Source organism: Methylobacterium currus (assembly GCF_003058325.1).
Taxonomy (GTDB): domain Bacteria; phylum Pseudomonadota; class Alphaproteobacteria; order Rhizobiales; family Beijerinckiaceae; genus Methylobacterium; species Methylobacterium currus.
In genome coordinates this window covers 2,261,633-2,283,385 of the sequence record NZ_CP028843.1, presented here as the reverse complement: position 1 = coordinate 2,283,385, position 21,753 = coordinate 2,261,633, and the positions used below count along the sequence as shown (strand labels likewise).

The 21,753-nt window shown below is 71.1% G+C and carries 17 protein-coding genes; 1 reads left to right on the top strand and 16 read right to left on the bottom strand.

Annotation, left to right across the window (positions count from 1 at the left end; genetic code table 11):
* Positions 1-3 precede the first annotated feature (3 nt).
* From DA075_RS10920 to DA075_RS36540, 9 genes are all read right to left on the bottom strand, one after another.
* Positions 4-474 carry a MarR family winged helix-turn-helix transcriptional regulator gene (locus tag DA075_RS10920; RefSeq protein WP_099953236.1) on the bottom strand — a complete coding sequence of 157 codons (471 nt, stop codon included), beginning with the start codon at positions 472-474 and terminating at the stop codon, positions 4-6.
* Entirely contained in the window at positions 471-1,985 is a 1,515-nt protein-coding gene (locus DA075_RS10915; protein WP_099953235.1) for a 6-hydroxynicotinate reductase, read from the bottom strand. The genes DA075_RS10920 and DA075_RS10915 overlap by 4 nt, the downstream gene beginning before the upstream one ends.
* Positions 1,982-3,670 carry a hydantoinase B/oxoprolinase family protein gene (locus tag DA075_RS10910; RefSeq protein WP_099953234.1) on the bottom strand — a complete coding sequence of 563 codons (1,689 nt, stop codon included), beginning with the start codon at positions 3,668-3,670 and terminating at the stop codon, positions 1,982-1,984. Before DA075_RS10910 ends, DA075_RS10915 begins: the two co-directional genes overlap by 4 nt.
* A complete protein-coding gene (locus DA075_RS10905) occupies positions 3,667-5,703 on the bottom strand; it encodes a hydantoinase/oxoprolinase family protein (protein WP_099953233.1) in 2,037 nt (678 codons plus the stop codon). Before DA075_RS10905 ends, DA075_RS10910 begins: the two co-directional genes overlap by 4 nt.
* Positions 5,704-5,850: 147 nt before the next feature.
* Positions 5,851-6,561: an ABC transporter ATP-binding protein gene (locus DA075_RS10900; RefSeq protein WP_099953232.1), complete on the bottom strand. Its 711-nt coding sequence runs from the start codon at positions 6,559-6,561 to the stop codon at positions 5,851-5,853.
* On the bottom strand, positions 6,558-7,340 hold the full coding sequence (locus DA075_RS10895) for an ABC transporter ATP-binding protein (protein ID WP_099953231.1): 783 nt from the start codon (positions 7,338-7,340) through the stop codon (positions 6,558-6,560). Before DA075_RS10895 ends, DA075_RS10900 begins: the two co-directional genes overlap by 4 nt.
* Complete coding sequence (locus DA075_RS10890; RefSeq protein ID WP_099953230.1) at positions 7,337-9,223, bottom strand: ABC transporter permease; 1,887 nt, start codon at positions 9,221-9,223, stop codon at positions 7,337-7,339. Before DA075_RS10890 ends, DA075_RS10895 begins: the two co-directional genes overlap by 4 nt.
* A gap of 24 nt (positions 9,224-9,247) precedes the next feature.
* Positions 9,248-10,495 (bottom strand): ABC transporter substrate-binding protein, encoded by a 1,248-nt coding sequence (locus DA075_RS10885; RefSeq protein WP_099953229.1) that lies wholly within the window; start codon positions 10,493-10,495, stop codon positions 9,248-9,250.
* A 153-nt stretch (positions 10,496-10,648) separates the two neighbouring features.
* Complete coding sequence (locus tag DA075_RS36540; RefSeq protein WP_164712295.1) at positions 10,649-10,798, bottom strand: hypothetical protein; 150 nt, start codon at positions 10,796-10,798, stop codon at positions 10,649-10,651.
* A gap of 179 nt (positions 10,799-10,977) precedes the next feature.
* Here DA075_RS36540 and DA075_RS10880 point away from each other — a divergent pair, with 179 nt between their 5' ends.
* Positions 10,978-11,244: a hypothetical protein gene (locus tag DA075_RS10880; RefSeq protein WP_099953228.1), complete on the top strand. Its 267-nt coding sequence runs from the start codon at positions 10,978-10,980 to the stop codon at positions 11,242-11,244.
* Positions 11,245-11,348: 104 nt separating this feature from the next.
* On the opposite strand, the gene DA075_RS10875 is transcribed toward DA075_RS10880, so the two are convergent.
* The 7 genes from DA075_RS10875 to metB all read right to left on the bottom strand — a co-directional run bounded on the left by DA075_RS10875 (position 11,349) and on the right by metB (position 21,675).
* A complete protein-coding gene (locus DA075_RS10875; protein ID WP_099953227.1) occupies positions 11,349-12,389 on the bottom strand; it encodes a PAS domain-containing protein in 1,041 nt (346 codons plus the stop codon).
* Between the two features lie 119 nt (positions 12,390-12,508).
* Positions 12,509-15,715: an ATP-binding protein gene (locus DA075_RS10870; RefSeq protein ID WP_244936561.1), complete on the bottom strand. Its 3,207-nt coding sequence runs from the start codon at positions 15,713-15,715 to the stop codon at positions 12,509-12,511.
* 164 nt (positions 15,716-15,879) lie between these two features.
* Positions 15,880-16,599, bottom strand: a complete 720-nt coding sequence (locus DA075_RS10865) for a hypothetical protein (protein WP_099953225.1) — start codon at positions 16,597-16,599, stop codon at positions 15,880-15,882.
* Positions 16,596-17,597, bottom strand: a complete 1,002-nt coding sequence (locus tag DA075_RS10860) for an endonuclease domain-containing protein (protein WP_099953224.1) — start codon at positions 17,595-17,597, stop codon at positions 16,596-16,598. The genes DA075_RS10865 and DA075_RS10860 overlap by 4 nt, the downstream gene beginning before the upstream one ends.
* A gap of 204 nt (positions 17,598-17,801) precedes the next feature.
* On the bottom strand, positions 17,802-19,016 hold the full coding sequence (locus DA075_RS10855; RefSeq protein ID WP_099953223.1) for an L-dopachrome tautomerase-related protein: 1,215 nt from the start codon (positions 19,014-19,016) through the stop codon (positions 17,802-17,804).
* A gap of 75 nt (positions 19,017-19,091) precedes the next feature.
* Positions 19,092-20,432: an LLM class flavin-dependent oxidoreductase gene (locus DA075_RS10850; protein ID WP_099953222.1), complete on the bottom strand. Its 1,341-nt coding sequence runs from the start codon at positions 20,430-20,432 to the stop codon at positions 19,092-19,094.
* A gap of 61 nt (positions 20,433-20,493) precedes the next feature.
* Positions 20,494-21,675 carry a cystathionine gamma-synthase gene (gene metB, locus DA075_RS10845; protein WP_414468049.1) on the bottom strand — a complete coding sequence of 394 codons (1,182 nt, stop codon included), beginning with the start codon at positions 21,673-21,675 and terminating at the stop codon, positions 20,494-20,496.
* Between the last annotated feature and the right edge of the window lie 78 nt (positions 21,676-21,753).

Genomic DNA, 21,753 nt, shown 5'->3' with positions numbered 1-21,753 from the left:
GCCTCAGCCGAGCCGGGCGATGAGGCGGACGAGCGTGGCCGCCTCCTCGGGGGAGAGAGGATCGAGGGTGCGGGCCGTCACCTCGGCGCCGCGGCTCTTCATCGCCTCGGTCACCCGGGTTCCCTCCGCGGTGAGCGCCAGCAGCACCAGGCGGGCATCGGACTCGTCCGCTGTCGGCCGCACCAGGCCGCGGGCGGTCAGCCGGCGGGCCACGCCGAACATCGTCGCCGGATCGACCCCGACGAGTCGTCCGACCTGGTTCTGCGAGGTCGGCCCGAGGTCGTGCAGCTTCGTCATCACGGCGAACTGCACCGGCGTCACGGAAAAATCCCGCATCACCGTCTCGAAGATCGCGGAGGCGCGCTGGTGCGCCCGCCGGATCAGGTAGCCGATCTGCTCCTCGACCCGGTAGGCGCTGACCGCCTCGGCGTCGATCTCGAGGGACGGTGCCTCGTGCCGGTGCGGGGCGTTCATGCCGGCCCTCCCGCCACCTCTCCCGCCGGCCAGGGTTGGCCGGGATTCCACGGATCGATCCGGGCGGCGGGCCCGACCTCGCGCAGGACATCCGTCATCGCGACGACGTCGCCGTCATGGCCGCCGAGGCGCGCATAGAGGTCCCGCGGCAGGGTGAACTCGATCGGCGCCACGATCGCGGGAGTCGGCACCGAGCCGAAGGCGTTCTTCGGCAGGCGCGTCACGTCGGCCATCACCGTGATGCCGCCGCCGGGCCAGACCGTGACCGGGGCGCCGCCCATCGTCACCTTCGTCTCGCCGGCGGCGACCGAGCGGGTGAGCAGCACCGGGTTCTCGGTGACCCCGGCCCGCAAGGAACCGCCGGCGCCGGCCATGAACAGGACCGTGCAGAGCGAGGGCTCGCAATTCTCGCCGATCCGGTCGACCACCCCGCGCACCGGCGCCGGCATCTCGGCCGGCACGGGCGTCAGAGTCTCGTCGAGAACGACCCAGAGGGCGTGCTCCCCGGTGGTCGAGGTCATGAGGAGGCGCAGGCCCGGCCAGGCGGTGGCGGGGTCGATCCCCTGGATGATCGAGAGCGGGTCGGCGATGTCGGTGCCGCCCCAGCCGACCCCCGGATTGGCGACCTGGAAGTAGCGCCCCGGCGTCGAGCGCCGCCCCTTCACCCGGATCCCGGCCGGGCGCATCCCGAGGACGCGGCCGGCCTGGTGCTCGGTGAGAACCCCTGTGATGTGGTCGTCGACGACGATCACCTCGTCGGCGTGGCCGAGCCATTGCCGGGCGAAGATGCCGACCGTCGCCGAGCCGCAGCCGACGCGCATCCGCTGCTCAGGCGTGCCGTCGACGATCGGAGCGTGGCCGGCCTGGACCACGACCTCGTGGCCGCCGTCGATCGTCATCGTGACGGCGTCGCCCGAGCAGAGGCGCAGCAGCGCGTCGCAGGTGACGGTGCCCTCCTTCTTCGAGCCGCCGGTGAGGTGGCGCACGCCGCCGACCGAGAGCATCTGCGAGCCGTACTCGGCGGTGGTGACGTGACCGACCTCCTCACCGTTGACCCGCACGGCGGCGCGCTCGGGGCCGAGATGGCGGTCGGTGTCGATCTTCACCTTCACGCCGCAATAGCTGAAGATGCCCTCGGTCACGACCGTGACGGTCTCGACGCCCTGGTGCTCGCTCGCCACGATGAAGGGGGCGGGCTTGTAGTCCGGATAGGTGGTGCCGGCGCCGATGCCGGTGACGAAGGTGCGCGAGGGATCGAGCACCCGCCCGTCCCATTCCGCCGCCCCGAACGGGACCAGCGCCTGGCCTGCCTCCGCCGCGTCGTGCAGCAGCACCACCGGATCGGTGCGGACCAGGTGCCCGTTGTCGTTGGCGTAGCGCGAGCAGGCGCCGGAACGGCCGGGCCGGATCCGGCACAGGACCGGGCAGGCATCGCAGCGCACGATGCCGTCGGCCTCCGCCGCCCCGAATTTTTTGGATCTGGCTTCCGTGGAGAGGCTGTCGGCGCTCATGACGGGCTCCCCCACGCGGTATCGGCCTCGTCGGCCCGGTAATAGCCCCGGCGCAGGTCGCGTTCGACCAGGGCGGGGTCGCGCGCGGACGGCGCGCCGTAGCCGCCGCCGCCCGGGGTCATCACCTCGACCCGGTCGCCGGCCTGGATGGCGATGTTCTGGTCCTTCGAGAGATGGAGCGGCGTGATCGTCTCGCCCCCGCGATGGATCCGCACCACGTTCGGCGCCCCGTCGCCGCCGCCCAGAACCCCCGGCGGCCCGAACCGGCCGTGATCCATCACGAAGGAGGCCCGGGCCTCGCCGCGCAGCAACTCGACCTCGTAATGGACGCCGAAACCCCCGCGATGGGCGCCGGCGCCGCCCGAGCCCTCGCGGAGCGCGAAGCGGCGGAACAGGACGGGGTAGTATTGCTCCATCACCTCGACCGGCGCGGTCTTCGAGATGCCGATGGTCGAGCAGCCGTTGGAGAGCCCGTCATGGGCGGCGTTGCCGCCATAGCCGCCGCCGGTGATCTGGTACATGACGTAAGGCGCGTTCTTCGCCGGATCGAAGCCGCCGAGCGCGAAGTTACCCGAGGTGCCGGCGGGTGCGGCCGTCACCTTCTCGGGGATCGCCTGGACGAGGGCCAGGAACACGGCCTCGGCGATGCGCTGGCTCACCTCCGCGGCGCAGCCCGAGACCGGCCGCGGATACCGCGCATCCAGGAAGGTGCCCTCGGGCCGGTGGATCGTCAGCGGCTCGAAGGTGCCGGCATTGATCGGCACGTCCGGGAAGACGTGCTTCACCGCGAGGTAGACCGACGAATAGGTCGTCGCCACCACCGAGTTCATCGGGCCGCGGCAGGGCGGGGACGAGCCCGAGAAGTCGAAGGTCAGGCCGTCCCCGGCCTTGGTCATCGTCAGGGCGATGCGCAACGGCTCGTTCACCACGCCATCGGAATCGACGAAGGCCTCGGAGGTATAGGTGCCGTCCGGGATCTGGCGGATCTCGGCCCGCATCCGCTCGGCCGAGCGGGCACGGATCTCCTTGATCGCGCCGTCCAGGGTGTCGCGGCCATACTTTCCGAGAAGGTCGGTCAGCCGGCTCTCGCCGACCATCAGGGCGGCGGCTTGCGCCTTGATGTCGCCGATGCGCTGGTCGGCGACGCGGATGTTCGAGGCGATGATGGAAAAGATTTCTTGGTCCATCGTGCCGCGCTTGAACAGCTTGACCGGCGGCAGGCGCAGTCCCTCCTGCTCGACTTCCGTCGCATGGGCCGAGAAGCCGCCCGGCACCATGCCGCCGATATCGGGCCAGTGGCCGGTATTCTGCAGCCAGCAGAAGAGCTGATCCTCGACGAAGACGGGCTTCACGAATCGCACGTCCATCAGGTGCGTGCCGCCGAGATACGGATCGTTGACGATGTAGATGTCGCCGGGCTCAGGTGCCCCGACCCGGCCCTCGCGGATCAGGCGGATCAGCTCGCCCGTCGAGTACTGCATCGTGCCGACGAAGACCGGCAGGCCGTACTCGCCTTGCGAGATCAGCGCGCCGGTGTCGCGGTCGTAGATCCCGTCTGAGCGATCGTCGGCCTCGGCGATGACCGGCGAGAAGGCCGAGCGCGAGAAGGCGATGTCCATCTCGTTGCAGACCTGCTGCAAGCCGGCCTGGATCACCGCCAGGGTGAGGGCGTCGAGCTGGCTCATGCACGGATCCTCAGGTTGCCGATGGCGTCGACCCGCGCCACGGCGCCGGGCTCGATCACCGTGGTGGCGTCGATCTGCTGGATGACGGCCGGACCGACAATCTCGGCGCCGAGCGGCAGCGCCTCGCGGGCGTAGATCGCGGCCTCGTGCCAGGCGCCGCCGGCATAGACTGGGCGCGTCCCGAGGCGGGCGCCCGCGAGGTCGCTGCGGCCCGCCTCGTCGATCAGCGCCGCGAGGGGGAAGGGCTTTCGCCGCCCGATCACCGAGGTGACGAGGTTGACTAGAACCGCCCGGATCTCCGGCAACCGGACCTGGAAGCGGCGGAAATACGCCGCCTCGAACAGATCCTGCAGCGTCGCGCGGTCGATGTCGGGGGAGGGCAGGGCGACGCGGATCAGGTGGGTCTGGCCGCGGAACTGCATGTCGGCCCCGTAGGTGACCGTGGTCTCCTCGATCTCGGCCTGCTCCTCCGCCACCATCGCCAGCGCCTCCGCCGCCTGCTCCTCCAGGACGGCGCGGAGATCCGCCATGTCGAGCCCGTCGAGGGGGCGGTTGAGGGTGCGCACCCGGTCCTGACGCAGATCGGCGACGAGGCAGCCGAGCGCGTTGGTGAGGCCCGGTCTGGCGGGGACCAGCACCTCCGGGATGCCGAGCTCACGGGCGAGCGCCACGGCGTGGAGCGGGCCGGCGCCGCCGAAGGCGAAGAGCACGAAGTCGCGCGGATCGTAGCCGCGCGACAGCGACACCATGCGGATGGCGCCGGTCATGTGGATGGTGCCGAGGCGGATCACCGCCTCGGCGGCCTCCTCGACGCTCATGCCGAGCGGCCCAGCGAGGTCGCGGGCGAAGGCCTCCCGGATCGCGTCGAGGGAGACGCCCGCCCGCACGGCGGTGAGCCGGGCCGGATCGAGGCGGCCGAGCACCAGGTTGGCGTCGGTGATGGTCGGGCGCGTGCCGCCGCGGCCGTAGCCGATCGGGCCCGGCTCGGAGCCGGCGCTCTCGGGCCCGACCTGGAGCATCCCGGCGCGGTTCACGTGAGCGATCGAGCCGCCGCCGGCACCGACCGTGTGGACGTCGACCATCGGCAGGTGGATCGGCAGACCGTAATCGATGGTCAGCTCCGCCGAGACCTCCGGCACGCCGCCGGCGATCAGCGCCACGTCGGTCGAGGTGCCGCCCATGTCGTAGGTGATGGCGTTCTTGAGCCCCGCCTGGGCGAGGGTGGCGGCCGCCGCCATCACCCCGGAGGCCGGACCCGACATCACGGTCTTCGCCGCCGCCTCGACGACGAGCCCGGCTGGCACGGTGCCGCCATTGCCGTTCATCACCAACAGGTCGCGGGAGAAGCCTTTGGCGCGCAGATCGTCCTGAAGGCGGCGGACATAGCGGTCGAGGATCGGCTGCACGGCTGCGTTGACCGAGGCGGTGGTGCCGCGCTCGTACTCGCGGAACTCGGACAGAAGGGCGTGGCCGAGGGTGACGTAAGGATTGGGCCAGATCTCTCGGGCGATGGCGCCGGCGCGCAGCTCGTGCTCCGGGTTGGCGTAGGCGTGGAGGAAGTGGATCACCAGGGCCTCACAGCCCTCCTCCAGCAGGGCGCGCACCGCCTCGGCCACCGCCGCTTCGTCGAGGGGCGTGCGCACCGCGCCGTCGGCCATGACGCGCTCCGGCACCTCGCGGCGCCATTCGCGCGGGATCAGCGGCTCGAAGGTGCCGAACAGGCCGTAGGGCTTCGGTCTCGTGCGGCGCCCGAGTTCGAGGATGTCGCGAAACCCTTGCGTGGTGATGAGGCCGACCTTGGCGGTCTTGCGCTCCAGCACCGCGTTGGTGGTGGCGGTGGTGCCGTGGATGACGAGATCGAGGTCGGCCGGCGCCACCTCGGCGGCGGCAATCGCCGCCAGCACGCCCTCGGCCTGGTTGCGGATCGTGGTCGGCACCTTGGCGAGGCGCACGCGCACGCCTGACGAATCCGCCTCCGTCAGGAGAAGGTCGGTGAAGGTGCCGCCGACATCGATGCCTGCCACGCGTCTCACGTCACACCTCGATCATTCGCCTACGAACAGTTGGATGGGGCCAGGGTCCCATGGTCGGCTTGTCTTGGCTCCCCCCTTTCCCGGATCTCCTTCCGCTCTCGCTTCAGTCGTCCGGGAAAGGGGTGAGTGGGATGAAGGCTTGCGCCCTCACACCGTCAGGTATGCCTCCCGCACCGCCTCGTCCGCCTCGAGCGCCACCATCGTGCCCTCGAAGTGGATCGCGCCCTTCTCGATCACGTAGGCCCGGTCCGAGACCGCGCCGGCGAAGCTCAAGTTCTGCTCGGAGAGCAGAACCGCGATGCCCTCGCGCTTCATCCTGAGCACCGCGTCGGCCATCTGCTCGACGATGACCGGGGCCAGCCCCTCGGAGGGCTCGTCGAGCAGCACCGCGTGGGGATTGCCCATCAGGGTGCGGGCGATGGTGAGCATCTGCTGCTCGCCGCCCGACATCGCGGCGGCGCGGCGGCCGCGCATCTCGGCGAGGTTCGGGAAGATCGAGAAGAGTTTTTCCGGCGTCCAGGCGGCGCGCCCGTCGGCCGGCACCTTCCGGCCGACCTCCAGGTTCTCCATGACCGTGAGGTCGGTGAAGATGCGCCGCTCCTCCGGCACGTAGCCGAGGCCGCGGCGGGCCACGCGAAAGGGCTCCCAGCCGGTGACCGCCTGGCCCTCGAACCACACCGTGCCGCCGGTCGGCGGCAGAACGCCCATGATGGCCTTCAGCGTCGTCGACTTGCCGGCGCCGTTGCGGCCCATCAGGGCCACGACCTCGCCCGGCCGCAACCGGAGGGTGACGCCGAACAGAACCTGCGCCCGGCCGTAGGAAGCCGTCAGTCCGGAGACGTCGAGAAGAGCGTTCATGCCACCGCCTTCCGGCGCGCGCGCATCGCCGCCTCGGTGCCGGCCTCGCCGAGATAGACCTGCTTCACCCGCGGATTGGCCCGGATCTCCTCCGGCGTGCCGGCGGCGATGATCTCGCCGCGCACCAGCACCAGCACCCGGTCGGCATGGGCGAAGACCGCCTCCATGTCGTGCTCGGTGTAGAGGACCCCGATGCGACGAGTCCGCGCCACCTCGGCGGTCAGCGCCATCAGCCCGGAGCGTTCCCGCGGGGCCATGCCGGCGGTGGGCTCGTCCATCAGGAGGAGCTTCGGGCGCGAGGCGAGGGCCACGGCCAGCTCGACCCGCTTCACGTCGCCATAGGCGAGCTCAGAGACCGGCCGGTCGGCATCCGCCCGCATTCCGACCCCGGCCAGGAGCGACAAAGCCTCGTCGCGGTAGAGGGCGCGGGCCTCCCGGAACAGGCCGCGCGAGCGGCCGTGATGCGAGAGCAGCGCCATCTGGATGTTCTCGGCGACCGTCATCGACACGAAGGTCTGGGCGACCTGGAAGGTGCGCCCGACCCCCGCCTTCCAGATCGACCTGGCCGGCAGGCCGGCGATCGAGCGGCCGTCGAGCATGATGGTGCCGGCATCGGGGCGGAGCTGCCCGCCCACCATGTTGAAGGTGGTGGACTTGCCGGCTCCGTTCGGCCCGATGATCGCCAGCATCTCGCCGGCGCCGAGCGTGAAGGACACGCCCTTGGCGGCGGCGACGCCGCCGAAGCGCTTGGTCAGGCTCTCGACGACGAGCAGGGTCATGCCGAGGCCTCCACCGGCGTCTGAGCGGCCTTGCGGCCGCGCAGGGCTTCGGCGGCGCCGGCGAGCCCCCGCGGGAAGGCCAGCACCGTGGCGATGATGGCGAGGCCGAGCAGCAGGCGCCAGAACTCGGTCAGCGGCATCACCGCGTCCTTCAGCGCATGGAAGAAGGCGGCGCCGACGATCGGGCCCATCACGGTCTGGATGCCGCCGACCAGCACCATCACCAGGAAGTCGATCGAGAGCGGGATGCCGGTCAGCGTCGGGTCGATCGATCCCTTCATGAAGGCGTAGAGCCCGCCGGCGAGCCCGGCCGCGGCGCCGGCCAGGATGAAGCCGAGCCAGCGATGGGTGCGGACATCGAGGCCGATCGCCTCGGCGCGGGTGGCCGAGTCGCGCGCCGCCCGCAACGAGTAGCCGAAGGGCGCGTAGATCACCCGGCGCAACAGCACGATGGCCGAGAGCGACAGGACGGCGACAAGGTAGAAGTAGGTGTTCCGCCCCGAGGCCCAGGACGAGGGCCAGACCCCGACGACACCGTTGTCGCCCCCCGTCACCTCGACCCACTGGAAGCAGATCGCGTAGACGATCTGGCCGAAGGCGAGCGTCAGCATGGCAAGGTAGATGCCCGACAGCCGCACGATGAAATAGCCGAACAGGGCGGCACCCGCGGCCGCGGCAAGTGGCGCGGCGACGAGCGCCAGCTCCATCGGCGCCTTGAACGGGCCGGTGACGAGGAGCCCGGCCGCGTAGGCGCCGAGGCCGAAATACGCCGCGTGCCCGAACGAGACGAGCCCGCCGACCCCGACCAGGAATTGCAGCGAGAAGGCGGCGAGCGCGAAGATCAGGATCTCGGTCGCGACCTTGACCTTGTAGGCGTCGCCGACGAGCGGCACCGCCAGCAGGGCGACGATTGCGAGGCCGGCCAGCGCGGTCTCCGCCGGGCGGAAGCGGCGCAGGGACGGGATGCCCTCCGGCGGCATCACCCGGCCCGACGCCGCCTCGGGCCGCCCGAACAGGCCCCAGGGCTTGATCACCAGCACCAAAGCCATCAGGGCGAAGACCAGGACCAGGGTCACCTTCGGGACAATCAGGATGCCGAAGGCCTGGAGCTGGCCGATCAGGAGCGCCGCCACAAAGGCCCCCGGCACCGAGCCCATGCCGCCGATCACCGTGACCACGAAGGCGTCGGTGATGACCGAGAGGTCCATATGGGCGTTGGCGGGGATGCGCGGGATCTGGAGGGCGCCGCCCAACCCCGCGAGGCTGGCGCCGAGGAACAGCGTCAGGGTGAAGAGCCGGGCCTGGTTGACGCCGAGCGCGCCCACCATCTCGCGGTCCTGGGTGGCGGCCCGGATCAGCACGCCGAAGCGGGTGCGGTGCATGAGGAGCCAGAGCAGGCCCAGCACCAGGGGACCGACCGCGATCAGCACCAGCTCGTAGGCCGGGAAGCGCTGCCCTAGGATCTCGACGCCGTGGCGCAGGGACGGCGCGCGGGGGCCGGCGATGTCGACCGGGCCCCAGATCTTGAGCACCAGGTCCTCGACGATCAGCACCACGCCGAAGGTGGCGAGCAGCTGGAACAGCTCCGGCACCCGGTAAATGCGGCGCAGGAGCAGTACCTCGACCGCGACGCCGATCAGCCCGACGAGGAGAGCGGAGAGCAGCACGCCGAGGAAGAAGGTGGCGGGCGAGTAGGACAGGTCGAGGAGCCGCGGCACGATCGTGACCGCGAGATAGGCCCCCAGCATGTAGAACGAGCCGTGGGCGAAGTTCACGATCCGGGTGACGCCGAACACGATCGTCAGCCCGGAGGCGATCACGAACAGCGACGAGGCGCTGGCCAATCCCGACAAGGCCTGGAGGACGAGGAAGGATGGGTCCATGCTCCGCTCCGGATCTGCGAGGGGTCAGGCCTTGCGGGCCGCCTTCACCTCGGCCTCGGGGAACATGTAGTTGGCCCCGTCGGCGTAGCGGACTTGTCTCATCGTGCCCTGGCGACCGTTGAGCGCCGTCTCGCCGATCCAGGCGCCGAGCGTCGACTGGTGGTCCAGCGCCCGCATCGTCACCGGGCCGGCGATGGTCTGGGAGGTCAGGCCTTCGAGGGCGGAGATCATCGCCTCGGTCTCGGTCGAGCCCGCCTTCTCCAGCATGTCGCGGATCATGCCGACGACGACGTATCCCAGGAGAGAGCCGAGGCGCGGCGTGTCGTTGAACCGGGCCCGGTAGGCGGCCACGAACTCCTTGTGGCCGTTGGTGTCGATCGTCTCCCACGGATAGCCGGTGGTGACCCAGCCCTCCGGCGTCTCGTCGCCCAGCGGGATCATGTATTCGGGCTCGCCGGTGAGCAGGCTCGCCACTTTGCGCTTCTCGAACAGCCCGCGGGTATTGCCCTCGCGCACGAAGGCGGTGAGGTCGGCGCCGAACAGCACGTTGAACAGGCCGTCGGCCTTCATCTGCGACAGGGCGCCGACCGTGGCGCCGGCATCGACCTTGCCCAAGGCCGGGAACTGCTCGCCCACCACCTCGAAGCCCGGTACCGCGGCGGCCATGAGGCGCTTGAAGTTGGCGGCGGCCGACTGGCCGTACTCGTAGTTCGGCGCCACGATCGCCCAGCGCTTGATGCCGCTTTCCTTCACGGCGTCGACCAGCATGCGGGTCTGCATGTAGGTGTTGGGCCGCACCCGGAAGGTGTAGCGGTTGCCGCTGCCCATCGTCAGCGCGTCGGTGAGCGGCTCGGTGGCGAGGAACAGGGCCTTGCGCTGGTTGGCGAAATCCGCCACCGCGAGGCCGACGTTGGACAGGAAGGTGCCGCACAGGAAGGCGACGTTCTCGCGCGTCAGCAGCTCCTCGGCGACCCGGGTCGCGTCGCCCGGCGTCGAGCCGTCGTCGCGAAACACCATCTCGATCGGGCGGCCGCCGAGGGCCTTGATGCCGCCGGCCTTGTTGACGGCATCCTGCGCGAGCTGCATCGCATTCCGGTAGGGCACCGCGAAGGCGGCCATGCGGCCGTAGGAGTTCAGCTCGCCGATCCGGATCGGTCCGGATCCTTGCTGCGCGACCGCCCGGGAGGCGGCGAGGCCGAGAGGTGCCGCGGCGAGCCCGCCCAGGACGGTACGGCGGGACAGGGGACGAAACGTCTCGTCGCGGGTCGACATGGCGCGAACCTCCGGCCGATCCCGGCGCGACTTGGCGTCACCAGGATGCAAACTCGTTCGTAGACGAACGATACTGGGCCTGGGCCGGGACGCAAGGGCTAAGTCTGCGGAAATTCAGAGCGCCACTTGTCGCGCAAACGCGCAGGATGCCCGTCAGAAACCCGCCCGGATCTCCGCCTCCCGGGCGAGCCAGGCATCGAGGGCGCGCTCGCGCTCCGCCTCGATCATCGCGGCGATCCAGGCCGCCTGCTCGATGCGCGCGGTCTCGCCCGGATCCTCGTCGCGCTCCGGTGCCTGCTGCATCGCGATCCTCCTGTTCTCGCGCCTCTCGACGAGAACAAAATAGGAACGTACGCCGGCGGCGGCAAGCCTGGGACCTTGTGGACAATCGGGAGATTGCGCGGCGGGATCTGACATCGGTGGGAGCTTGGCCGGACCACCGTGCGTTGGCGCCTCACGACACCTCGGAGAAGGATGACCCCATGCGCACGACCCTGCTCGCCCTCGCTGCCACGCTCGCCCTCACGGGCGCCGCCGCGGCGCAGACCGGGATGCCCGGCTCGGCCGAGAACAACATGAACAATCCGGGCAGCGTGAAGAGCAACGCCGAGAAGGGCATGCCGGAGCGGGATCTCACCACCGGCACCGTGGCGCCGACGGCGCCGGGCGCCGCCACCCGCACCGACGACCTGCCGAGCCACAGCGGCGGCAACGCCGCGGCGACGAGCCCCGCCAACCGGGCCCGCTGACGACGACGGGCGGGCGGAGGCAGGCTCCGCCCGTCCTTGGACGAGAGTTCCGTGAAGCGGGGCTGCGCGGTGTCGCCCGCGCGGCCCGTACGACGGTGTGACCGTCAGGACTTCGATACCGCGAGCGTGCCGTCGTCGAGGGTGATGAACCGGATCCCGCCCGCCCGCAGGGCCGCGATGGCTTTGTGCAGGGAGCGGGCACCCTGGGCCTCGGCATTGACCTCGAGGCGCCGCACCGTCGAGAGCGACAGGCCGCTCGCCTCGGCGAGCCGCATCATCGACCAGTCGAGCAGCCCGCGCGCCGCCCGCAGGTGGTGCCCCCGCACCGCCTGCTCCAGGGCGTGCCGGAGCCGGGAATCCCCTCTTGTGCCCGTGGCGTGGACCGGCGCGCCGGATTCGTGGATCGGGTACTTCACCCCGGCCCGGCCGAGATAGCGTCCGGCCTCGTCCCAGAGCGGGACGCCGACGATGCGGAAATGCCAGACTTCGCCGTTGGCGAGGCGTTCATGCGCCGTCCCCTGGAAGTGCAGCCGGCGGTCGTGCAGGTCCCAGGCCCGGTCGCGGAACGCCTCGCGCTCGCCGGGCACGATCATGACGAAGGGATCGAGGTTGATCTCCTGCAGGGACGGCCCGTGCACCCGCGCCACCTCGACGGGGAACTGGTGCAGGAGGTCGACCCCCATGGAATAGGTCGTCGCGTAGGAGGAGAGATAGAGCGCCTGGCGCCGGCGCTGCTCGGCGGCCTGCATCTGCCTCAGCCGCTCGCGGTCGGTGACGTCGAGCGCGACCCCGCTGAGCGCGAGCGGCCGTCCCTCCGGCGAGACCCGGAGCTCGGACAGGACCGACAGGATGCGCAATTCGCCGTTCGGCCGGATCAGCCGCAGGAGCGCAGTCGGGATGACGTGGCCCTGCACGACATCGCCCGGGGTGGCGAGCCGCGACCGGTCCTCCGGATGGACGAGGTCGAGGAGAAGGTCGTAGCTCGCGGCGTTGCGGACGGGATCGAGCCCGAGCAGCCGGAAGAAGCCCGGCGACCAGCGTTGCTCGCCCGTGGCGAAGACCCAGTGCCAGCCTCCCGCGAATCCGGATTCCTCGATGATGCGCAGGAAGACGTCGGACGAGGACCTGAGATCGGCGGCATCCATGCGTGGGGCGGTCGCGACGGGGACCGCAGCAATAGAAGATCCGGCGCCGGACTTGAAGCTGGTCTGTCGTAGCATCACGGTTAAGAGGACCGGCCGCGGCCGGTCCCCCGCGGGGCGGCTCAGCCCTCCGGGCCGGCCGAGCGCCGGGCCCGGGCGACGACCTCGTGCGGTGCCGGCGGGTTGGCGGGGTGGTGGCTGAGGCAGAGCGGCGTGCGCAGCTTGGCCGGCCGGCCCGAACCCTCGGTGGAAAAGTAGAACTCGCCCGCCCCGAGCCGGCCGATATCGGGTGCCGCCCCGCCGCTCGCCGCCATGATCTCCTGGGCGGCCGCGATGGTGGCCGGCGCGCTCTGGCGGCCGAAGAACTGCGTCGTGCAGTTCGACACGACCTGGTTGTGGATGCCCCTGGGCACCTGCGTCGCCACGATCATCCCGAGGCCGTATTTGCGCCCCTGCGCCACCAGCTTGATGCCGCTGCCGAGGCTCGGCGGCGTGCGCCCCGAGGGCAGGAAGGTCTGCGCCTCGTCGACCACGTAGAGCAGGCCCCGCGGCGACGGGTTCTTCTTGATCCAGCCGAACAGGGCCATCTGCAGCCGGTTGACGAAATCCTCCCGCGCCGCCTCCGAGGCGAGGCCCGACAGGTTGACGACCGAGATCCGGGTGCGGGTCCGGTCCGGGCCGAAGAACAGCCGGGCCGGATCGAGCACCGGGCCCTCGACCTGAAGCAGCGGGTTGGTGGCGACGGCGGCCAGCAGCTGGTCCGCCATGGCGGCGGCGAGCTTCGCGGCGTTGCCGATCTGGCTGGTGCCGTCCGGCAAATCGGCGAGCAGGTCGGTGAAGGCGGCGAGATTGCCGCCGCCGCGGGCGGCGAAGGCCCGGAGCGCATCGGCGAGGACGCCGCGCTGGAGGGTCCTGGTCGCGCCGGCCAGCGGCCCCAGGGTCTCGGCCGCCATCTCGATCGCCTGGCCGCGCTCGTCGCGGTCGTCGCTCGCGGCGAGGTCCGGCATCACCGAGAGGAAGAGCGGGTTGCCGGCGTGCACGCCCGGCGTCCACACCACCACCTCGACCCGCTCGGCGTACCATGCCGCCTTGCGCTCGTCCTCGGGAGTGAACTGTTCCGGCCGCTCCGGCCAGGGGTCGCCGAGGCGCGACAGGTCGTTGTTGGGATCGACCACGATCGCCGGGATGCCGGTCAACGCCGCCTCCTCGACCAGGCGCCGCAGCAGCACGGTCTTGCCCGAGCCCGACCCCGCGATGATCGCGGTGTGGCGCGGCAGCAGCCGCAGCGGCAGGGACACGGGCGGCGCGTCGAGGGTCAGGCGGCGGCCGACCGGGATGGCGTCGGGCACGGAGTCGGGCGCGGCCCGGCTCGCGGGGGGAGGCGGAGCGGTGCGGGGCGATGCGTCTCCTGCGGGCGATGCGGTTCGCGGGCCGGCCTTCGCCTCGGGCTCGGCCGTGGCGAAGGCCGGCCCGGCTGCGGCGTTTCCGCTTCCGGCAGGCTGCCTCGTCTCCGGCTCGCGGGCCGGCTCCGCCCGGCTTGCGGGGTCGGATCCGGGCGAGAGCCGCGCCGTCGGGGAAGGGGCGGACGGGATGGCGGGCGGCGCCGGATCGCCCGCCGGGAGCGGGCGCGGCAGCTGCACCGTCTTGCGCTCCGGCCGGGGCTGGATCTCGGCCGGGGGACGCCGCCCCCGCGCCGGCTGCGCCGCCGTGCCGTCCCCCGGCAGGCCGGCCTTGCGGAAGAACCCCGTCCCGCGCACCGGCCGCGTCGCGCGCATCCAGCTCTCGAACCTGTCGAATCGCCCGTCGCGCAGAGCCGCATCGCGCATGGTGCGCAGGGCCACGAAGGTGCGCAGGTCGTCGTCGGACGGGTCGATCAGCTTGCCGCCCGCGGCCATGAACCGGTCGACGAGGGTGCTGGTCTTGGCGCCGGCCGGCACCGGGCCGCGGCGCACCAGCAGCAATTCGCGGCCGGGGATCTTCGCCGAGATGCCCGAGGCGGTGAGCGCGGCGCGCAACCGCGCCTGGAAGGCGATCGGGTGCTGCTGGAGCAGGGCGCGGTAGCAGACGTGGCGCTCGCGGTCGTTCTCGTCGCGGTGGAGGAAGGTGAGGCGGCCGTGCAGCGGCGGCAGGCGCTGCTCCGGCTCGCCCTTGCTCACCACGTCGATCGCGTCGTGCGGGTCGTCCTCCAGGGCGTAGAGGTCGAAGGCCGTGCGCAGCACCTCGCCGAGCCCGGCATCCTCGTCGTCGAGGATGCCGGAGAGGTCGGCGTCGCGGCGGGCGGCGTCGAGGTCGATGATCGTAGGACTAGGTCCCAATTCCGGCTTCGGATCGCTACCGGTCAGGCTGTCGCATACTGTGACAACGCCGTCCGCTAAGCAGGCACGCCGAAAGGCATCGCAATTCATCAGAAGTGTGCGAGGCCGCATCGCATTACGAGCTGCCGCCGCGATGGCCGCCTCGCTGAACGGCCATGTCGGGAAGGGCGGCGTGAAGCCCGCCTCGGCGTAGGCCGGCTCCAGGCGGCTCCGGATGAGGGCTGTGGCGGCGGCCTGGTCCTTCATGCCGGATAGGGCGACTGGCGTGCCGAACCGCTGCCGGAACGGGGCTAAACCTCGTTCCTCCATGCGCAACCAAGAATCGGCCAAGCAAGTCACGATGGTCATGCCACGACCGCATACGTCGTGCAGTTCAAGCAAGCCCGCTGCCAGCACTTCGGCCAAACCAGCGCTGTCGTCGAAATCATCTGTCGACGCGACGCGGCTTGCATCCACGACTCCGTCGATCTGGTCCAAGGCGACGAGAGTCGGACCGCTGAGCCCCATGATCCAGGCCATGCCCCGAACGAGATCAACCGGCGAGGGCGGCGGCGTGCGGAAGCCGAGGGCAGCGCGTTCGGTTGGATCGGCGTCGTAACCTTGCAGCCAAGCATGGGCGAGACCAACGGCGGCGAGATCCTTGGAGCGAAGCAGACAGAGCGCGCGGAACACGTCCTGGTGCTTGAGAGCATGCGCCATGTCGACCTTCATGAGCGCCATGACGAGGAGGTCGACGATCCGGCGGGCATCGATGTTCGGCGTGTTGAACGCCTCTTCGACCTGCTCCTCGACACGGAAGCGGCGTGCTACTCCAGCCAGCACCGCATCGGATTGGCGCCGTCCGTCTGGCATCGTCTGCAGCATGGCTGTCAGAAAACTCAGGGCGGCGCTACGCCAGAAATCTGTGAGCCCGAGCACGTCGAGAAGCACGAACCAGCCGCCGGAGCGCCAAACTTCGCGGCGGATCTGGCCGACGAGGTGGGTCTTTCCGATACCGGACTGACCGACGAGCACTCGGCCTCGTGGGCGGGTGCCTTGGACCTGCTCGTGCAAGGCAGCGATGATTTTCGGAAGCAGAGCTTCGTTCGGGGCTCCAGTCAGATCTGCGTCGACCCAGACGCTGTCGAGAGTACGCACCCAGTCAAAGTTGACACGGCGCAGGGCGTCGAGGGCATCGCTCATGCCTGGATCCAGATCAGGTGGAAAGGCTCGCCGGCTGGGCTGAATGCGGCCGCACGCTCGGCGGCATCGAGCGCCTTGGGATCGCTGAGTTGGCTCAGCTCGATCGTTGCATCTTTCTCAAGAATAGCAGCCAGCCCGGCATCGACTGTGGCGCGATCGAGGTCGGCGAGTTCCGCCCGCAGGGCGCTGAGGCGTACAGCCATCGCTTTTCGGCCGCCGGTGCAGGCGAGATAGGCCTCTTCGATGCGGGTGCGGAGCCGGCGCGGATCGGGAGGGGTGACTGGCGCTTCCGGCGGCAGGGCGGCCTTGACACTCCGTGCAGGTTTGGCTTTCGAAGCGACCTCGGACTTCGAGGAGGTCTTGGCCTTCCGGGCTCTCGGCTCCGGCGGCGCGCGCTCCGGGGCGGGCCCGACGAAGTCGGCCAGCGTCGCGCCCGTCGCGTCGAGGTGGTGGTGGAGGCGCGTGAGCCAGTCCTGGAGCACCCGCATGGTCGGCGGCAGAGGATCGCGCAGGTGTTGCCCGGCCCAGTTCCAGCCCCTGTCGGTCACGGTCAACCGCGAGGAACGGCCCTCCTTTTCCACCACGAGCAGCCCGGCCTTCACCAGCGCGTCGCGCTCGGCCTTCTTCGGCGTGATCGCGCTGTTCAGGGCGGTGCCCTGCCGGCCGAGCAGGCGCCAGAGGATCAGCGCCTGAGCCGGCGTCGGCGTCTCGCTCATCGGGTCGTGTCTCCGGCAGGGGGAGGGGAGGGACGGCGCAGCCGGACCACGGCGCGGATCTTCTCGACCGCGCGCTGCAGGTCGTCCGAGACCTCGTCGTTGGTGAGGCGCAGCACGAGGTAGCCGGCGACCAGCAGCTCGAAGTCGCGGTGGCGGTCGTGCCGGAATTTCGGGTTGGCCTGGTGCTCCGGCCCGTCGATCTCGACGACGATGCGGTGCTCGCGGCAGACCAGGTCGACCCGCGGCTGCTGGCCGGGTCCTGCCACCCGCACGATCTCGTTGCCGGCAAACAGCCCGGCGAGATCCGGATCCTTCGCCAGGGCCGCCTCGACCCGTCGCTCGGTCTCGCTGGCCGGGTGGGCCCGCGAGCGCGAGGGGATGAAGCGCTCCGCTGCCGGCGCCGAGGCGCGGCCGATGGCGCAGGCGCCGTAGAGGATGCGGTCGTAGGGCGGGGCGTCGGGCGGCTCGGCCGGCAGGGCGAAGATGCAGGCCGCGCCGTGGCCGGCACACCATTCGAGCGCCTCGATCGCCGGGGCGGCGCGGGCCGGCGAGGCCGGATCGACCTCCGCCACCAGGATCACGCTGCCGGGATCGACCGCTTGCAGCAGCTGCCCGAATTCGAGCGCCGGCGCCGCCCGCCGGAACCGCGGCGGCCGCCCGGAGGCCGCGAAGGTGGCCGCGGCCTTGAGCCAGGGCCCCGAGACCTCCGGCGCCGATCCGTCCCGCCCCGGCCAGTCCGGCCAGCGGGCGAGGGCCAGGTCGGCGAGGTCGTCGAGCAGGCGGTCGATCACCGCGCGCGCGGTCCGAAGATCCTCGACGGCGACCAGCAGCACCCCGCGGCCGATCTCGCGCGCCGCCAGCAGCGCGCCGACGCCGTCGCGCGTCAGGCCGACGATTGCGAGCCGCTCACCCTTGCCGAGGCCGGCGACGCGCTCCGCGAGCCGATCGGGCGTCAGGCGCGGCCGGACCGTGGCTGTGCTCTCTCCGGACCTGCGCACGACGAGACTGCGTCCCCGGATTGGCCGACGACGCGTCTGCGCGTTCCGCGGCTGCTACGCTGGGATATCCAGCACAGGTTGCCGGTCATTTCCAGGGGGTTGTAGCGCCGCGGGCGGTGGAAGGGTGTTTTCCCTTTACGTTGGGTTGCGCGGGCCTGGAACGACCTCTCCCCCGCAGAAGGGGAGAGGGCTTGCTCCGGGCGCTCACCTGACCGGCCCGGCCCCCGTCGATCCCGTCGCCGCCGGTCCCGTCCGGATCGCCCACAGCTCCGTCGGCAGGCTGATCGGGGCGCCGGGCTTGTAGTCGGCCGAGTCCTGGATGTGCGAGGTGGTGACGTAGATCGTGCCGTCCGGCCCCTCGCTGAAGGTGTCGGGCCAGCGCAGCTGCTTGTCCTGGACCAGGGTGGTCAGCCCGGCGCCGCTATGGGCGAGGTCGCGCACCTTCACCGCGTCGTCCTGCGGCGAGGTCACGTACATCCGGCCGTCCTTGCGGGAGATCAGCAGGCCGTCCGCCGGCCCGTTCTCGCCGACCGTGACGATCTTAGGCGCCAGCGTCCGGTCGGTGAGCATCTCGGGCACGACGGAGGCGGTGGCCCAGCCGGTGAGCGCATCGGTCGGCAGGCTGTAGAGCGTCTTGCCCTTGATGGCTTGCCAGTACAGCGTCTTGCCGTCCGGCGAGAGCGCGATGCCGTCGGCCGAGAAATTGACGCCGCGCCCGTCCGGCCGGCGCAGGGGCTGGCCGTCATAGGTCACGGTCACGCTTCTGTCGGGCATGGTCGAAGCGTGGCCGGAGAGCACGCGCTTGGCCGCCCCGCTGTCGAGGTCGACGACGATCAGGGCGCCCTCGGCGCCGGAATCGGTGAGATAGGCGGTCCTGCCGTTGGGCGAGATCCGCACGTCGTTGATGTAGGAGGCCTGCAGCACCGTCGTGGCGTCGAACGGGATCGTCTTGATCACCTGGTTGGTCTTGAGGTCGATGCCCACGAGCTTCGGCCCGTCCTTGACCACCGCGCCCATCGCGGGGGCGGCGGCATCGACCACCCAGAGGCGGTCCTGGGCATCCGCCACCACGCTCTGCACGCAGACGAAGTGGGTCTTGGGGTCGACCTCGTCCTGGCGGGCGTTGCGCCAGGAATTCCAGCCGGCATCCGGGTAGGGCACCGGCTTGCCGTCCTTCACCTCGGCCACCGAGACCGGGGCGTCCTCGCTCCAGCGCGGGAAGTTGACGAAGATCCGGCCGTCCCGCGCCACCGTGACGCCGGTGACCTGGTGGGCGAAGCTCGCGACCTTGTCGAGGCGGGCGGCGGCTGAAGGAGCCGTGCCTTGCCCGGGGGCTCCTTGAGCCCGGGCCGCGACCGGCGCGATGCCGGCCGTCAGGAGCAGGGCGAGCCCGAGGCGGGCGCCGGCATGTCTCGTCATCGAAAAAACTCTCCGTCCGGGCAATCGCCCGGACGGCCAACGCAGCGGAACCCGGCCAAGGTCCCGGCGAGACCGTTATCCCGCGATCCTCCGCCCCGGCCCGTAGCCGGCCGGCGGGCGCGAGCCCAGATGGGAGCGCAGGGTGCGGCCCTCGTACTCGGTGCGGAACAGGCCGCGGCGGCGCAACTCGGGCAGGACCAGTTCGATGAAGTCGTCGAGACCGCCCGGCAGGGTCGGCGGCATGATGTTGAAGCCGTCGGCGCCGCCGGCCCGGAACCGCGCCTCCATCTCGTCGACGATCTGCGCCGGCGTGCCGACGATCTGCGAGTGGCCCCGCGCCCCGGCGATGCGCAGGTAGAGCTGGCGCAGGCTCAGGCCCTCGCGGCGGGCGAGGTCGAGCATCAGCTGCTGGCGCGACTTGCCCCCTTCCGTCTCGGGCAGCTCCGGCACCGGGCCGTCGGGGTCGTGGGCAGAGAGGTCGTGGCCGACCATCCGGCTGAGCAGCGCCAGGCCCACCACCGGGTCGATCAGCGCCTGCAACTCCTCGAATTTCTCCCGTGCTTCCGCTTCGGTGCGGCCGACCACCGGAAACAGCCCCGGCATGATCTTGAGGTCGTCGGGCGCGCGGCCGAACCGGGCCATGCGCTCTTTCAGGTCGCGATAGAAATCCACCGCCTCGTCGAGGGTCTGGTTGGCCGTGAACACGATCTCGGCGGTACGCGCCGCCAGGTCCCTGCCGGGGCCGGACGAGCCGGCCTGGACCAGCACCGGCTGGCCCTGCGGCGTGCGCGCGATGTTGAGGGGCCCTCGGACCTCGAAATGCTTGCCCTTGTGGTCGAGGGTTCGGAAGCCGTCGGGCTTCGAGAACTGGCCCGAGGCCTTGTCGATCACGACGGCGTCGTCGTCCCAGGTGTTCCACAGCCCCAGCACGACGTCGACGAACTCCTCCGCCCGCTCGTAGCGGTCGGCGTGGCGCGCGATCGTGTCGTTGCCGAAATTCGCCGCTTCCAGGTCGGTGGCGGAGGTGACGAGGTTCCAGCCGGCCCTGCCCCCGCTGAGGTGGTCGAGGGAGGCGAAGCGGCGGGCGACGTTGTAGGGCTCGTTGAAGCTCGTCGAGGTGGTGGCGACGAGGCCGATCCGGCTCGTGACCGCCGCGAGGGCCGACAGCAGGGTGACGGGCTCGAAATGGGCCGAGCGGGCGGTGCGCTCGCTCGAGCGCAGATCGGCATCGCGGATGCCGGTGCCGTCCTCGAGGAAGATCAGGTCGAACTTCGCGGCTTCCGCCCGCTTGGCCCAGCCGACGTAGCGGTCGAGGACGAGCCCGCCATCGGCCTCGCTCGACGGGTGGCGCCAGCCGGCGACGTGGTGGCCGGTGGCGTAGAAGAAGGCGCCGAGGCGCATCGTACCGTGAGTCATCGCTCCCTCGGGATAGCGGGACGGATGGCGTGAATCTAGCGCGCTCGGCGCGCGCGGCGCGTCATCCGCGGTCGACCGCGTCGAGCGCCCGGGCGAGATCGCCCAGGAGATCCGCTTCCGCCTCCAGCCCGACCGAGAGCCGCACCAGCCCGTCGCCGACTCCGGCCCGCTCCCGCGCCTCCGGATCCATCGCCGCATGGGTCATGGTCACCGGGTGGGCGATCAGGCTCTCGACCCCGCCGAGGGATTCGGCCAGGCTGAAGATCCGGAGAGCCCCGACGAGCCGGCGCACAGCCTCGCGCCCGCCGGCCAGCTCGGCGCTCAGCATCGCCCCGAAGCCGCTCTGCTGGCTCCTGGCGACGGCGTGGCCGGGATGGTTCTCGAGGCCCGGATAATAGACGCGGGCCACCGCCGGATGCGCGTCGAGGAAGGCCGCGACGGCCGCGGCGTTGCGGCTCTGGCGCTCGATGCGGGGAAACAGCGTGCGCACGCCGCGCAGGGTCAGGTAGGCGTCGAAGGGCGAGCCGGTGACCCCGACGGTGTTGGCCCAGGCGGCAAGCTCGTCGCCGAGCGCCGCATCGGCGGCGATCACGGCGCCCCCGATCACGTCCGAATGGCCGTTGATGAACTTGGTGGTCGAGTGGACGACGAGGTCGGCCCCGAGCGCCAGCGGCTGCTGCAGGGCCGGGGACAGGAAGGTGTTGTCGACGACGAACAGGGCCCCCGCCGCCTTCGCCAGCGCCGCCACGCGGCGCAGGTCGGTGATGCGCATCAGCGGGTTGCTGGGCGTCTCGGTGAGGACGATCCGGGCACCCTCGGCGAGAGCGGCCGTCAGCGCGGCCTCGTCGGTCTGGTCGACGAAGGCGACGCGGTAATGGCCGCGCGCCGCGCGCATCGAGAGCAGCCGGTGGGTGCCGCCGTAACAATCGTGCGGCGCCACCAGCAGGTCGCCGGGCCGCAAGGGCGACAGGGCGAGGTCGAGGGCCGCCATGCCGCTCGACACCACGACGGCGCGGGCCCCGCCCTCCAGCTTGCCCAAGGTGTCGGCGAGCTGGTCGCGGGTCGGGTTGCCGAGGCGGGCGTAGTCGTAGGCCCGCGCTTTCTCGAACTCGGCGAAGGTGTAGGTCGTCGAGAGGTAGAGCGGCGGGGTCACCGCGCCGAAGGCCGTGTCCGTTCCGATCCCGTTCGCGGCGGCGATCGTCTCCGCCCGCCTGTGCTCGTCCGCCAAGTTCTGATCTGGCAAGCCGCCCTCCTGCTCTCGCGCTGCGTCCCGTTTCGTTCTTTATGAAGAACGAAACGGGCGATCAACGGAAAACTGTCC